Genomic DNA, 14,174 nt, shown 5'->3' on the forward strand with positions numbered 1-14,174 from the left:
GGTTAAAGGCCCGCCGGATTGTCATACAGCCAAGATGGTGAAGATTCGGCGCATGTGCAAGGCCGAGGCTCAGTACCACCCCACCGCGACCTGCGCCTCTTCCGACATGCGGTCGGGCGTCCAGGGCGGGTCGAAGGTCATGTTGACCTCGACATCCGAGACGCCTTCGACGGTGCTGACGGCATTCTGCACCCAGCCGGGCATCTCGCCGGCGACCGGGCATCCGGGTGCGGTCAGCGTCATGTCGATCTTCACCGAGCGGTCGTCCTCGATGTCGATCTTGTAGATCAGGCCGAGCTCGTAGATGTCGGCCGGGATTTCCGGATCGTAGACCGTCTTCAGCGCCGAAACGATGTCGTCGGTCAGGCGCGCCAGGTCGTCGGCGGGAATGGCCGAAACAGGCGCGGCCTTCGCTTCCGCCGTGGTCGCAGGCGCCTCGGCCGGACTTTCGGCGGCTGTCGTGTCGGTCGTCAGCTTTGCGTCTTCCATGATGCTCACCCGAAGAACTTTCGTGCCTTTTCCAGCGCCTCGACCAACGCGTCGACCTCGGCCCTGGTATTATACATGCCGAACGATGCCCTGCATGTGGAGGTAACGCCGAAGCGTTTCAACAGCGGCTGGGCACAATGGGTGCCCGCGCGGACGGCCACACCTTGCCGGTCGATGACCATCGACACGTCGTGGGCATGGATGCCCTGCAGTTCGAACGAGACGATGGCGCCCTTGTCCGGCGCGTCCCCGAAGATGCGCAGGGAATTGATGGAGCGCAGCCGCTCATGCGCATAGGCCTTGAGGTCCGCCTCGTGAGCGGCGATCCGCGCACGACCGACGCCTTCCATATACTCAAGGGCCGCTCCAAGGCCGATCGCCTGGACGATCGGCGGCGTGCCTGCCTCGAAGCGGTGCGGCGGATCGTTGTAGGTGACCACGTCTTCCGTCACTTCCTCGATCATCTCGCCGCCGCCCATGAAGGGCCGCATGCTCTCCAGCATCGCCTTTTTGCCGTAGAGCACGCCGATGCCGGACGGGCCGTAGACCTTGTGGCCGGTAAAGACGAAGAAGTCGCAGTCGAGATCCTGCACGTCGATCGGCATGTGGACGGCAGACTGGCTGCCGTCGACCAGCACCGGAATGCCGCGCTCATGCGCGATGCGGCAGATTTCCTTGATCGGCGTGACAGTGCCCAGCGCATTCGACATCTGGGTGATCGCGACCAGCTTGGTGCGGTCGGTCAGGCGCTTCTCGAACTCTTCGATGTGGAAGGCGCCCTGATCGTCGACCGGCGCCCAGATCAGCTTGGCACCCTGCCGTTCGCGGATGAAATGCCACGGCACGATGTTGGAGTGGTGCTCCATGATCGACAGCACGATCTCGTCGCCCTCGCCGATGTTGGGCATGCCGAAGCCATAGGCGACCGTGTTGATCGCCGCTGTCGTGTTGGAGGTGAAGACGATCTGATCGACGCTCGGCGCGTTGAGAAAGCGGCGAACGCTCTCGCGCGCCTTCTCGTAGGCGTCGGTCGCGGCGTTCGACAGGAAGTGCAGCCCGCGGTGGACGTTGGCATATTCGTACGAATAGGCGTTCGTCACCGCGTCGATGACCACCTGCGGCTTCTGCGCCGAGGCGCCATTGTCAAGATAGACCAGCGGCTTGCCGTAGACCTCGCGCGACAGGATCGGGAAATCCCGGCGGATAGCCTCGACGTCGTAGGGTGCGTCCGTCACTTTCTGGTCCATCTCTAGCCTGCTACCCGTGTGCCGCGAACCAGCCGTCGAGCATCGCCTCGAGGGCTTCGACAAGCGCTTCGTCCTCGAGGTCCTCGATGACCTCGGCGACAAACGCCTTGACCAGCAGTCCGCGTGCCGCCTTCTCGTCGATGCCGCGCGCCATCAGGTAGAACAGATGGTTGTGGTCGATCTCGGTGACGGTGGCGCCATGGCCGCACTGCACGTCGTCGGCGAAGATTTCGAGTTCCGGCTTGGTCGAGAACTCGCCTTCGTCCGACAGCAGCAGCGTGTTGCAGGCCATCTTGGCGTCGGTCTTCTGGGCATATTTGGCGACGTTGATGCGGCCCTGGAAGACGCCGCGCGCGCGGCCGGCGACGACGTTGCGGATAATCTCCGTCGAGGTCGTCTCGGGCACGGCGTGGTCGAGCACCATGGTGACGTCGGTATGCGTGTCACCGGCGAGCAGGTTGACGCCACGCAGCGTAAACGAAGCGCCCTCGCCCGCTGCCTTCACGTTGATTTCCTGGCGTACCAGCTTGCCGCCGGCGTTCATCACGAACAGCGTCAGCTTCGAATTCTTGCCGAGTTCGGCATTGAACTGGCCGAAATGGCTGCTGCCCTCCGGCTGGTCCTGCACGATCAGCCAGGTCAGTTCCGCGTCGTCGCCGAGGGTGAGATGGCTGATGGAGCTGACCAGCGCCGGGGCACTTCCGCTCTGGCGTTCGATGATCGTCGCCTTCGCGCCCTTGCCGACGCGCACCGGCAGGCGGACATGCGCCTGGCCGCCCGCATGCAGGTTCTGCACCTCGACCGGGGCGGCGAGCGCCGCGCCATCGGCAATGTCGAGCATGTAGCCGTCGGCGACGAAGGCCGTGTTCAGCGCACCGACGGCGTCGTCGCTCTCGCGCGCGCCCAGTGCTGCCGAGAACGAGCCGTCCTCCAGCATGTCCTTGAGGCGGCGTATGTCGAGGCCGTCGACCTTGGGCAGCTTGGCCGACGAAGCGCCGTTGAGCAGCGAGATCGCGGTCGCGTCGGCTACCAGCGGCGTTATCGGTTCGGCAATTGCCGTCCCGTCATACGTCTGGACCGTCGTCAGCAGCCGGCGAAGGTCGGTGTAGTGCCAGGCTTCGATGCGCCGTGTCGGCAGACCGGCCTTGATCTGCTCGATCGCATTGTCGCGCTTGATCATCACGTCGCCGTCGCCCGGCAACAGCGAAAGCCGCTCGCCGAAAGCATCGATCAGGGCCGTTTCGGCCGGCGTTCGCTGTGGTGCTGCATGCATGTTCATGACGATCACCTATGCCGCCTCGCCGATGATCCCGGCGTAGCCATTTGCCTCGAGCTCCTGCGCAAGGTCCTTGTCGCCGGACTTGATGACCTGGCCCTTGTAGAGAACGTGCACGCTGTCCGGCACGATGTGATCGAGCAGGCGCTGGTAATGCGTGATGACGATGATCGCGCGGTCTGGCGAACGCAGGGCGTTGACGCCGTCCGAGACGATCTTCAGCGCGTCGATATCGAGCCCGGAATCGGTCTCGTCGAGCACGCAGAGTTTTGGCTCCAGCAGTTTCATCTGCAGGATTTCGGCGCGCTTCTTCTCGCCGCCCGAAAATCCGACATTCAGCGGCCGCTTCAGCATCGCCATGTCCATCTCGAGGCCGCCTGCGGCTTCCTTCACGCGGCGGATGAAATCCGGGATCTTCAGGGGCTCCTCGCCGCGCGCCTTGCGCTGGGCGTTCATCGCGACCTTGAGGAACTCCATTGTCGCGACGCCCGGTATCTCCATCGGATACTGGAACGCGAGGAAGATGCCGGCGGCTGCCCGCTCGGCCGGGTCCATCTCGAGGATCGACTCGCCGTTGTAAAGGATGTCGCCTTCGGTAACCTCGTAGTCGTCACGACCGGCGAGCACATAGGACAGCGTCGACTTGCCCGAGCCGTTCGGCCCCATGATCGCGGCGACTTCGCCGTTCTTCACGGTGAGGTTCAGCCCGCGGATGATTTCAGTGCCTGTCGAAGCGATGCGGGCGTGGAGGTTGCGTATTTCAAGCATTTGTTCTTCCTGAATATCTTGTCGCCGGTCAGCCGACCGAGCCCTCGAGCGAAATGCCGATCAGCTTCTGCGCCTCGACGGCGAATTCCATCGGCAGCTGCTGGATGACGTCCTTGACGAAGCCGTTGACGATCAGCGCGATCGCTTCCTCTTCGGGAATGCCGCGCTGCATGACGTAGAATTTCTGGTCGTCCGAGATCTTCGACGTCGTCGCCTCGTGCTCGAACTGCGCGGTCGAGTTCTTGGCCTCGATGTAGGGCACGGTGTGCGCGCCGCATTCCTCGCCGATCAGCAGGCTGTCGCACTGCGTGAAATTGCGTGCGTTGGTCGCCTTGCGGTTGGCCGAGACCTGGCCGCGATAGGTGTTCTGCGAGAAGCCGGCTGCGATGCCCTTGGAGATGATGCGGCTCGACGTGTTCTTGCCGAGATGGATCATCTTGGTGCCGCTGTCGATCTGCTGGTGGCCGTTCGACACGGCGATCGAATAGAACTCGCCGCGTGAATCGTCGCCGCGCAGGATGCAGGACGGGTATTTCCAGGTGATCGCCGAGCCGGTCTCGACCTGGGTCCAGGAAATCTTGGAGCGGTCGCCGCGGCAGTCGCCCCGCTTGGTGACGAAATTGTAGATGCCGCCCTTGCCGTCGGCGTCGCCGGGGTACCAGTTCTGCACCGTCGAATACTTGATCTCCGCGTCGTCGAGCGCGACCAGTTCGACGACGGCCGCATGCAGCTGGTTTTCGTCGCGCTGCGGCGCCGTGCAGCCTTCGAGGTAGGAGACATAGGCCCCTTCCTCGCAGATGATCAGCGTGCGCTCGAACTGGCCGGTGTTCTTCTCGTTGATGCGGAAATAGGTCGACAGCTCCATCGGGCAGCGGACGCCCTTCGGCACGAACACGAAGGAACCGTCGGTGAAGACCGCCGAATTCAGCGTCGCATAATAATTGTCGGTCGTCGGCACGACGGTGCCGAGATACTTCTTCACCAGCTCGGGATGCTCGCGGATGGCTTCGGAGATCGAGCAGAAGATGACGCCGGCTTCCGCCAGCTCCTTCTTGAAGGTGGTCACCACCGAAACGGAATCGAACACTGCATCCACGGCGACGCGGCGCGGCGCGGCATTGTCGTTTACCTCGTCGGGATCGGCATCGTCATTGGCGGGCTTCTGCACGCCGGCCAGGATTTCCTGCTCGCGCAGCGGAATGCCGAGTTTTTCGTAGACCTTCAGGAGTTCCGGATCGACCTCGTCGAGCGAGGTCGGGCCCGGCGTCGAGGTCGGCGCGGCATAGTAGTGAATGTCCTGGAAGTCGATCTTCGGGTAGTCGACACGCGCCCAGGTCGGCTCGTCGAGCGTCAGCCAGCGGCGGAACGCCTCAAGACGCCACTCAAGCATCCACTCGGGCTCATCCTTCTTGGCGGAAATAAACCGGATGATGTCTTCGTTCAGGCCCTTGGGGGCCTTGTCCATCTCGATGAACGTCTCGAACCCGTACTTATACTGGTCGACGTCGATCTTGCGGACCCGATCGATCGTGTCCTGCACTGCAGGCATATCGCGTTCTCCATCCTTGCAAGGTTCAAGGCCCTGCAGTTTTCAAACTATGGCGCCGCCGCAGCGGCACAGTTCATATAGTGCGCCCTGTCCGGAAATTCACCCGGCAAGACTGCATGATGCAGTCCTGAAAACGCACTTCTCTTCGGCCTCTCGGCCAATTCATCTGCAATCAGGCGGCTTGCGTCGCCCTGCCGTGCAGTCTTTGCAGCATTGCCGCCAGCGCCGACCGGAACATGTCGATCTCCGCAACGGTGGTTCGCTCGCCGACAGAGACGCGCAGCGCGCCTTCATTGTCGTCGAAACCCATGGCCTTCAGCACATGGCTGGGACCTGTACGCCCCGAGGAACAGGCTGATCCGGCGGAAACCGCTACGCCGGCCAGATCGAATCCGATCTGCGCCGTTTCCGCCTTGAGGCCGGGAATAGCAAAAAACGTCGTATTGGCAAGGCGCGGCGCGCCGCGCCCGAAGATTTCCGCGTCGGGCGCCAGTTCGAGCACGGCGGCTTCGATGCGGTCACGCATCGACCGGACGGCGCCGGTTCCCGCCAGCCTTTCGCGGGCCATCCGTGCCGCGGCGCCAAAGCCGGCGATCGCCGGCAGGTTTTCGGTGCCGCCGCGATGACCGCGTTCCTGCCCGCCGCCCGAGACCAGGGGAACGGGCATCATCAGGTCGGAAGCCGCGACGATGGCGCCGGCGCCGAGCGGACCGCCGATCTTGTGCGACGACAGGATGAGATAATCGGCGCTGCCTTCTGCAATATCGAGCGGAAGTCGGCCCGCAGCCTGCACGGCGTCGACCACGAGGACGCCGCCGGCGGCCTTCACCAGCGCGGCAATGGCCGCGACCGGCTGGATGACGCCGGTCTCGTTGTTGGCGAGATGGGTCACCACCAGCGGCAGGCCTTCGGCGCGGTCATGCTGCGCCAGAGCGGACTGCAGCGCATCAAGGTCGCACAGACCATTGCCGTCGACGCCGACGCGAACGACCTGGTCGGCGCCAAAGCGGCCGCCATTGAGCAGGCAGGGATGATCGGCGGCCGAAACGTAGAGCCGCGACATGCGGACTGGGCCCCGCCCCATCTTCCAGTCGGGAGAAAGCAGCGTCGCGGCGGCCTCGGTGGCGCCCGACGTGAAGACGACATGGTCTGCCTTGCCGTTGACCAGCGCGGCCACGGCCGCCCTTGCCTCCTCGACGACGCGCCGCGCAAGCCTGCCCTCGGCGTGCACCGAGGAGGGGTTGGCCGAGGCATCCAGCGCGGCAAGCATCGCCGCCCGCGCCTCGGGAAGCAGCGGCGCGCTCGCATTGTAGTCGAGATAGGCGCGAAGGCCGGTCATTTCGGCTGCAGATGTCCCGTTGTCTGGCATTCTGGCTTCAAGGCGCTTTATTTCCTTGAATTTGCAGGGTCAGGCGTCCTATTTAGCCGCTTTGCCGGCCGGGTGGAAACGCCGCCCAGTTTTGAACAATTCTAAACTAGCTTTTAAGAAGGCGCGGGTTCCGCGTCAAGGCTGGCCCAGAGTTGATCCTGCCGGCTTGATGCTGTTGCGCGGCGATTGGAGTTACTTATGCCTGAGGTTATTTTTGCTGGTCCTGCGGGTCGCCTGGAGGGTCGCTACCAGCCGTCGAAGGAGAAGAGCGCCCCGATCGCCATCATCCTGCATCCGCACCCGCAGTTCGGCGGCACGATGAACAACAAGATCGTCTACGATCTCTTTTACATGTTCCAGAAGCGCGACTTCACCACGCTGCGCTTCAACTTCCGCGGCATCGGCCGCAGCCAGGGCGAGTTCGACCACGGCACCGGCGAGCTGTCGGACGCCGCGGCAGCACTCGACTGGATCCAGTCGCTGCACCCCGATTCCAAGACCTGCTGGGTCGCCGGCTATTCCTTCGGCGCCTGGATCGGCATGCAGCTCCTGATGCGCCGGCCGGAGATCGAAGGCTTCATGTCGATTGCCCCGCAGCCCAACACCTACGACTTTTCCTTCCTCGCGCCCTGCCCCTCGTCGGGCCTTATCATCCATGGCGATGCCGACAAGGTCGCGCCGCCGAAGGACGTCCAGGGCCTGGTGGACAAGCTGCACACGCAGAAGGGCATCACCATCACCCAGAAGACGCTGCCCGGCGCCAACCACTTCTTCTCGAACGACGCCGAGTTGCTGATCGAGGAGTGCTCCGACTATCTCGACCGACGGCTTGCCGGCGAACTGTCCGACCCGCGGCCGAAGCGCCTTAGATAGTTCTGCCGACGCGCTTTTCCTGAGCGCGAACGCGACAAGACAACCCCAAGTCTGATTCTGCATGTCAAGTGCCGGTGGATACTGTCCACCGTCACTCGACAGCCGATTTGCTGCGTGCAAGCTTTTTTGTGTGACCGAATCACTACCTCACACGGGGGAACCAGCACGTGAGCAAGTTCGAGATCTACAAGGACAAGAAGGGTGAGACGCGGTTCCGTTACCGCGCCGGCAATGGCGAGATAGTATTCAGTTCGGAAGGCTACAAGCAGAAGGCATCGGCGACCAAGGCGATCGCGTCGATCAAGAAGGACGCCGCCGGCGCGGCGGTCGAGGAAATCGCCCCGGCGGCCAAGAAACCGGCGGCAAAGGCGAAGTCAGCGGCCAAGCCCGCCAAGGCAGCTGCAAAGCCGGCGGCAAAGACGACAGCCAAGCCCAAGGCCGCCGCCAAACCAAAGACGGCTGCGAAACCGAAGGCAGCCGCAAAGCCCAAGGCAGCCGCCAAGCCCAAGGCAACTGCGAAACCCAAAGCCGCCGCCAAGCCAAAGACGGCCGCCAAGAAGTAGAACGCCACGACGGCCGGATCGCCGGGCGCATCGTAGACGGAAGGTCTACCGAACGCCCAGCGTCGGTCGGGCGAGAACACCGCCTGTCGCCGGTTGGCGGCAGCCGGTCGTGCCCGGAAACGTCAGCGGAAGCCCTTTGATGGACCTCACCGCGAGGTAGGCCCACGCTTCCGCTTCGGTCGCGTCGCCATTGAGACCAGCGTCTTCGGCGACGATCACCTCGGCCCCGCTCTCTGCCGCCCCCGCGCGCAGGTCGCCGACGATATGCGGGTTCTTGCGCCCGCCGCCGCACACCACCCAGAGCTTCGGCCTTTCCGGCAGATGGGCGACCGACTTCAGGATCGCCTCGGCCGAAACGGTGGCCAGCGTGCGGGCGCCGTCGGACAGTTCCATCCCTTCGGCGAGTTCCAGCGTGAAGTCGTTGCGGTCGAGCGATTTTGGTCCGGCCCTGGCGAAGAACGGATTGTCCAGGTAGCGCAGCACGACCTGCGCATTCACGCCGCCCTCGCTGGCGATCGCGCCGCCGGCATCGAACGGCACCCCCCCTTCGCGCGACACCCACTGGTCGATGAGCGTGTTGCCGGGGCCGGTGTCGAAGGCGACCGGATCGCCTTCGGCCGGCACGTAGGTGATGTTGGAAATGCCGCCGACATTGACATAGACGACCGGATAGCTGCCGCCGAAGGGAGCCGGCAGCGATCGGGCGAGCGCGGCGTGGTAGGCCGGCACCAGCGGGGCGCCCTGCCCGCCGCAGGCCATGTCGTTGGCGCGCATGTCGAAGACCACCGGCACGCCCGTCTCCTCCGCCAGCAGCGCGCCGTCGCCGAGTTGGACGGTGACGCCCTTTGCCGGCCGGTGCAGCACCGTCTGGCCGTGAAAGCCGATGACATCGGGCGCCCCCGAGGCGCCGGCCGGACCGGCGAGGAATTCCGCGACGGCGCGCGCGTGTCTCAGCGTGATCTCGTTTTCCAGCGCCGCCAGGCCGTCCGGCCGGTCTCCCCGCTCGACGATTGCCTTTGCGGTTTCGAGCGACTTCTCGAGCGTGCGGCGAAAGGCGGCCTCATAGGGAATGAAGGCCGAGACGCCGGTCTCGATGAAGTCCAGCCCGTCGGTGCGCAGCATCGCGAGGTCGATGCCGTCCATCGACGTGCCGCTCATCAGGCCGACCGCGCGCAAAATGGTCATTTTCTCTGCCGTTCTTGTGATTCCCTAGCGACGGATGCTAAACGCCCGCGACCATCCATGCCACGGTTCGGCGCGAAAGCCTGGGCCACTCCGGGAATCGAAGACATGTCCGCCTACAAATCCGACTTCCTGCGCGTGCTCGACGAGCGCGGCTTCATTCATCAGCTTTCCGATCCGGAAGGGCTGGACGCCGCCGCCAAGGCCGGACGCATCACCGCCTATGTCGGCTACGACGCGACGGCCACCAGCCTGCACATCGGCAACCTGATCTCGGCGACCATGCTCTACTGGCTGCAGGAGACCGGCCACAGGCCGATCACGCTGATGGGCGGCGGAACCTCGATGATCGGCGATCCGTCCTTCCGCGACGACCAGCGGCAACTCCTCACGCCGGACACGATTGCCGGGAACATCGAGGGCATCAAGAAGATCTTTTCGCGCATCCTGGACTATGGCGACGCGGCTACAGACGCCGTGATGGTCAACAATGCCGACTGGCTGATGAAGCTGAACTACGTCGAGTTCCTGCGCGACGTCGGCCGCCACTTTTCGGTCAACCGCATGCTGACCTTCGACAGCGTCAAGCTCCGGCTCGACCGCGAGCAGTCGCTTTCCTTCCTCGAATTCAACTACATGATCCTGCAGGCCTACGACTTCGTCGAGCTGAACAAGCGCTACGGCTGCGTGCTGCAGATGGGCGGCTCGGACCAGTGGGGCAACATCGTCAGCGGCATCGACCTCGGCCACCGCATGGGCACGCCGCAGCTCTATGCTCTGACCACCCCACTGCTGACCACCGCGTCCGGCGCCAAGATGGGCAAGTCGGCAAGCGGTGCGGTCTGGCTCAATGCAGAGAATTTCTCGGCCTATGATTTCTGGCAGTACTGGCGCAACACCGAGGACGCCGATGTCGAACGCTTCCTGAAGATCTTCACGCGCCTGCCGCTCGAGGAGATCGCCAGGCTGGCGGCACTCGGCGGCGCCGAGGTCAACGAGGCCAAGAAGGTTCTGGCGACGGAGGCCACGGCCATCGTGCATGGCCGCGAGGCGGCCGAGCAGGCTGCCGAGACGGCACGCAAGACTTTCGAGGAAGGTTCGACCGCCGACACGCTGCCGACCGTCTCGGTAGACAGGCGGGCGCTGTCGGAGGGCGTCGGCATCCTGTCGCTGTTCGTGACGGCCGGGCTTGCCGCCTCGAATGGCGAGGCTCGCCGCCACATCAAGGGCGGCGCCGTGCGCCTCAACGACCAGCCGGTGAGCGACGAGCGGTTGATGGTCACCGAGGCCGACATGTCGTCCGAGGGCGCGGTCAAGCTCTCGCTCGGCAAGAAGAAGCACATCCTCGTCCGGCCGGCCTGAATCAGCCGGACTTCTGCGGCTACCGGAACTCGAAGATCGACCGGAAGATTCCCGGTGCGACGATCGACAGCGGGTTGATGCTGACGTCCGGAGAATCCGCGTCGCCTTCCAGCTTGAAGGTGACGCCGAGCAGGCCGCGGTCGCGGCCGTTGCCGAGCAGCAGCCCGACGATCGGCAACTCGCCGAACAGGCGGTTGATGCCGTAGGCCGGCATGAAGGTGCCGGTCATGTCCATGTTGCCCTGCTTGTCGTAGAGCGTCCCCTGGAAGGTCGCGCCGATCACCGGTCCGCGCAGCACGCCGTTGGCGAGTGTCAGTTCGCCGGTGCCCTTGCTGATCTGCGTGAAGCCGCGGTCGAACTTGACCCGCGAGGTGTCGATGTCGCGTTTCACGGCCTCGTTCAGGCTCATGCTGCGGCCGTTTTCGGTCGGCGCCTTGGTGGCGACGATCGAATTCATGCGGGGCTCGTTGACGATGAAGAAGTCGCGCGCGTCGACCTGGCCGGTCATCTGCCCGTCCGACGCGCCGTTGAGCGCAAGCGCGATCTTGCCGCCTTCCATGTGCTCGTAGATGTCCAGGAACCTCAGGACCGCGCCGGCATCGTCCGATTGCATCTGCATCGAGCGCGAGCCGCCGTCGGCTATGTTCCGTATCTGCACGCCAGCGCCCGAACTCGCCTTGGCCGTGACCACCAGGCTGTTCACCTTGTCGCCCGAGCCGCTGTAGTCGAGTTTGACGCCCGAGAAGCGCTCGCCGTGGAACCCGGTCAGCGTGTCGACATCGAGATGAACCGCAACCGAGCCGGTGTTCGAGGCCTTCGTGGCAGTGCTGGTATCGGCGGTGAACTGGCGCACGACCGATCGCGCATCGAGCGAAGCGCCGCGAATATCGACCGAGAGGCCCTTGCCGGAGCGCTTGATGGCCACGGCGACACTATCGTCGCGGTTCAGCCGGACCTTGGCGAACTTGGCAGACGACAATCCGCCACCAGACAGCGCGATGTCGCCATTGATTCCGAACGTGCTTCCCGACAGGAAGAAGTCGGACAGCGTCACGGAGTCTCCGTCGGCCTCGAGCAGGAAACTGACGTCGGACGCGATGCCCGGCCCTTTTGTCCATCCCGCCCAGGGAATGTCGAGTTGCGCGCCGGTGAGATCGGCCTTGATCTGCTTGCGGCCGGGCTCGGTCGCGTCGACTGTGACCTTCACGGTTCCCTTGACCAGGTCGGAAATGCCGGGGGCCATGACTTCGCGTGTCTTGTCGGTGAGCGCCATGGTGATCAGGCGCTGGCGCTGCGTACCGCTCTTGCCGACCGGTTCCGTCGCCTCGATCTGGGCAGGCACGCCGTTGAGCTTTGCCTTGGCGTCAATCACCGCCTTGGTCCGGTCGACGGTGATCGTGCCGGCTGCCTCGGTCACCATCTGGCCGTCGATCGGCTCCGAGATCGCCAGGTTTTCGTAGTCGAGGGCGACGTTCCAGGCCAGCGTCGAGGCGTCTATGCCCCGCTGGAGCGGAATTTCGGCGGTCACATGGCCCGACACGTCTCCCGAAAAAGCCTGCGGCGGCAGCCCGACAAAGCGCATCGCGTTGATCGGGTCGTATGAGGCCAGTTCGGCGACTGCCGGCGCATCGCCGACCACGTCGATGTCGAGAGAACCGATGACCGGCGGGACGTTCGCCTGCTTGACCGCCAGCGTGCCGTTGCTCGCGGCCACCGTCCTGCCGCTCGGCAAGTAGACGGTGCCCGAGGACAGCGCGATATCGACGTCGTTGCCCTTGAAGCCGACGACGCCTGTGGCGTCGCGCACCGGTGGGATCAGCCCGGCGGTGTCGAAGCGCGTACCCTCTACCGCGAAGGTCCCGAAGACCTCGTCGCCGGTCAGCGGCACACCGTTGCCGAGGCGCCTCGGCTCAACCTGGAACTGCAGGGTCGCGTCGGTGATGCGTCCACCGAAGAGGTTCTGCATCACCCATTCGCGCGCCTTGTTGGCCGAGAACCAGGGCCACAGTTGCTTGACGTGCGAGACCGACATGTCATGCACGGAAAAGGCGGCCGACATACCGGGCGCGCCGTCCTCGACCATCTGCACCGAGGCGGTTCCCAGCACCTCGCCGCGCCCGGTCTGCACCACGATCTGGTCGGCCGAAAGCCGGCGCTCGGTTTCGCTGAATTGCCCGGTCAGCCGGACAGAAGTGGTCATTGCCGGCTCCGGGGAGCCCTCCGGCGCGATCAGCGACCGCGCGCTGGCGAGTTCGTAGCGATAGGCCCCGTCCGTGCCGTCGGTCGTCGGGGCGGGATCGATGACACCGCGGAAATCCACGATGGTCCGGCCGACCATGGCGCGCAGCCTTTCGATGCCGATCCGTCGGCTGCCCGCCACGAAGGCGGCGCGCAGTTCCAAGTCGCCTTCAAGCACGCCATGCTTGCCGAGGTCGATCCCGGACCCCTTCAGGGCGACGCCGAGCCGCAGGCCTGCGGGATTGCCCCCGCCCCCCTCGGAGCCGCCCATGACGACGTCGATCAGGCCGAGGCGGCTGCCGCTGTCGAGGACGGCACCATCTGCCGCGGTTTCGCGCGCCCTCATCTCGAGCGCGGCGATGCGCTGCGTGGCAAGGTCCCTCGTCGCCGAAGCTTCGAAATGCAGGCTTCGGCCCGCAACTTCGACCTGCGCGTCGAGCGCGAGTTTGCCCGGCGACGTCTCCGACAACAAGGCGGTGGCAACCCGCAGCCTTCCCGCTTCGCCCTTGCCCGGCAAGACCAGGTCGACATCCTGCAACGAGATGCGCCGCATGGCATTGCTGCTGATCCGGTCGAACGCCTTGTGGACGCCGCCAAACACGATGTCGATGATCCTGTCAGTCGACAGAAGGCCGTCGTCGCCGCGCAGCATCGCGGACCAGTCGGCCGTATCGCTTTGCGGCGTGTCGGGCGCGACGATCCGTGCGTCGGAAAGCCGCGCGCTCGACAGCCTTAGTTCGCCCGACAGGAGCGGCAGCAGGCGCACGCCGAAGCGCACGAGGCCGGCATCGGCGATAGCGCTGCCGTCGGCCGCGTTCTTCAGGCTGACGTCGCGGACCTCGAGCGCCAGGAAGCGCGAGGCGTCGAAGGTGATGCGTGCCGGACCGACGGACGCGTCGATGTCGTAGCCCGCGAACTCTTCCAGTCCCTGTTCGGCAGCGACGCGCAGCCGCTCCGAGCCGATTCCGGACACGCCGATTGCGTAGACCGCGACGGCGGCCACGACCAGCAGGCCGACAAGGCCCGCCAGCGTGTAGCCGACAACTTTCTTCAGCCGCGCCGGAACCCAGCGCTTCCGCGGTTTGGGGTCGAGATTGCCAGCCGACGGAAGGGTCTCGAGATCGGTGATCTCGTCACGTCTGAACCTAATCTTCTCGTGCTTGAGGTGCTCGTGGTCCACCCGATCTTCCGATTTGACGCTTCAAACGTGGACGAATCCGCTGATTACGATATATGCCTGCGACCCCCATGTAACCTT

General features: G+C 64.7%; 11 protein-coding genes. 3 read left to right on the top strand and 8 right to left on the bottom strand.

The genetic code is table 11. From position 1 onward, the window contains the following. Positions 1-69: 69 nt before the first annotated feature. The 6 genes from ACT2BZ_RS22235 to ACT2BZ_RS22260 all read right to left on the bottom strand — a co-directional run bounded on the left by ACT2BZ_RS22235 (position 70) and on the right by ACT2BZ_RS22260 (position 6,668). Complete coding sequence (locus ACT2BZ_RS22235; RefSeq protein WP_457937827.1) at positions 70-489, bottom strand: SUF system Fe-S cluster assembly protein; 420 nt, start codon at positions 487-489, stop codon at positions 70-72. A gap of 5 nt (positions 490-494) precedes the next feature. Next, on the bottom strand, positions 495-1,736 hold the full coding sequence (locus ACT2BZ_RS22240; RefSeq protein WP_457937829.1) for a cysteine desulfurase: 1,242 nt from the start codon (positions 1,734-1,736) through the stop codon (positions 495-497). Between the two features lie 10 nt (positions 1,737-1,746). After that, positions 1,747-3,015: a Fe-S cluster assembly protein SufD gene (sufD, locus tag ACT2BZ_RS22245; RefSeq protein ID WP_457937831.1), complete on the bottom strand. Its 1,269-nt coding sequence runs from the start codon at positions 3,013-3,015 to the stop codon at positions 1,747-1,749. Between the two features lie 9 nt (positions 3,016-3,024). Continuing rightward, complete coding sequence (gene sufC, locus ACT2BZ_RS22250; RefSeq protein ID WP_457937832.1) at positions 3,025-3,780, bottom strand: Fe-S cluster assembly ATPase SufC; 756 nt, start codon at positions 3,778-3,780, stop codon at positions 3,025-3,027. 28 nt (positions 3,781-3,808) lie between these two features. Further along, positions 3,809-5,329, bottom strand: coding sequence for a Fe-S cluster assembly protein SufB (sufB, locus tag ACT2BZ_RS22255; protein WP_457937834.1), 1,521 nt, complete (start codon positions 5,327-5,329; stop codon positions 3,809-3,811). A 172-nt stretch (positions 5,330-5,501) separates the two neighbouring features. Then, complete coding sequence (locus ACT2BZ_RS22260) at positions 5,502-6,668, bottom strand: cysteine desulfurase family protein (protein ID WP_457937836.1); 1,167 nt, start codon at positions 6,666-6,668, stop codon at positions 5,502-5,504. 228 nt (positions 6,669-6,896) lie between these two features. Between ACT2BZ_RS22260 and ACT2BZ_RS22265 the strand changes: the two genes are divergently transcribed. Both ACT2BZ_RS22265 and ACT2BZ_RS22270 read left to right on the top strand, forming a co-directional pair. Continuing rightward, on the top strand, positions 6,897-7,571 hold the full coding sequence (locus tag ACT2BZ_RS22265; RefSeq protein WP_457937837.1) for an alpha/beta hydrolase: 675 nt from the start codon (positions 6,897-6,899) through the stop codon (positions 7,569-7,571). A gap of 167 nt (positions 7,572-7,738) precedes the next feature. Then, on the top strand, positions 7,739-8,134 hold the full coding sequence (locus tag ACT2BZ_RS22270) for a YegP family protein (protein ID WP_457937838.1): 396 nt from the start codon (positions 7,739-7,741) through the stop codon (positions 8,132-8,134). A 45-nt stretch (positions 8,135-8,179) separates the two neighbouring features. Here ACT2BZ_RS22270 and ACT2BZ_RS22275 read toward each other — a convergent pair whose 3' ends face one another. Continuing rightward, positions 8,180-9,319: an anhydro-N-acetylmuramic acid kinase gene (locus ACT2BZ_RS22275; RefSeq protein WP_457937839.1), complete on the bottom strand. Its 1,140-nt coding sequence runs from the start codon at positions 9,317-9,319 to the stop codon at positions 8,180-8,182. Between the two features lie 105 nt (positions 9,320-9,424). Here ACT2BZ_RS22275 and tyrS point away from each other — a divergent pair, with 105 nt between their 5' ends. Then, on the top strand, positions 9,425-10,678 hold the full coding sequence (tyrS, locus tag ACT2BZ_RS22280) for a tyrosine--tRNA ligase (RefSeq protein WP_457937841.1): 1,254 nt from the start codon (positions 9,425-9,427) through the stop codon (positions 10,676-10,678). 19 nt (positions 10,679-10,697) lie between these two features. Here tyrS and ACT2BZ_RS22285 read toward each other — a convergent pair whose 3' ends face one another. Further along, entirely contained in the window at positions 10,698-14,096 is a 3,399-nt protein-coding gene (locus ACT2BZ_RS22285; protein ID WP_457937842.1) for a hypothetical protein, read from the bottom strand. Between the last annotated feature and the right edge of the window lie 78 nt (positions 14,097-14,174).

This window comes from Mesorhizobium sp. 10J20-29, from assembly GCF_054130485.1.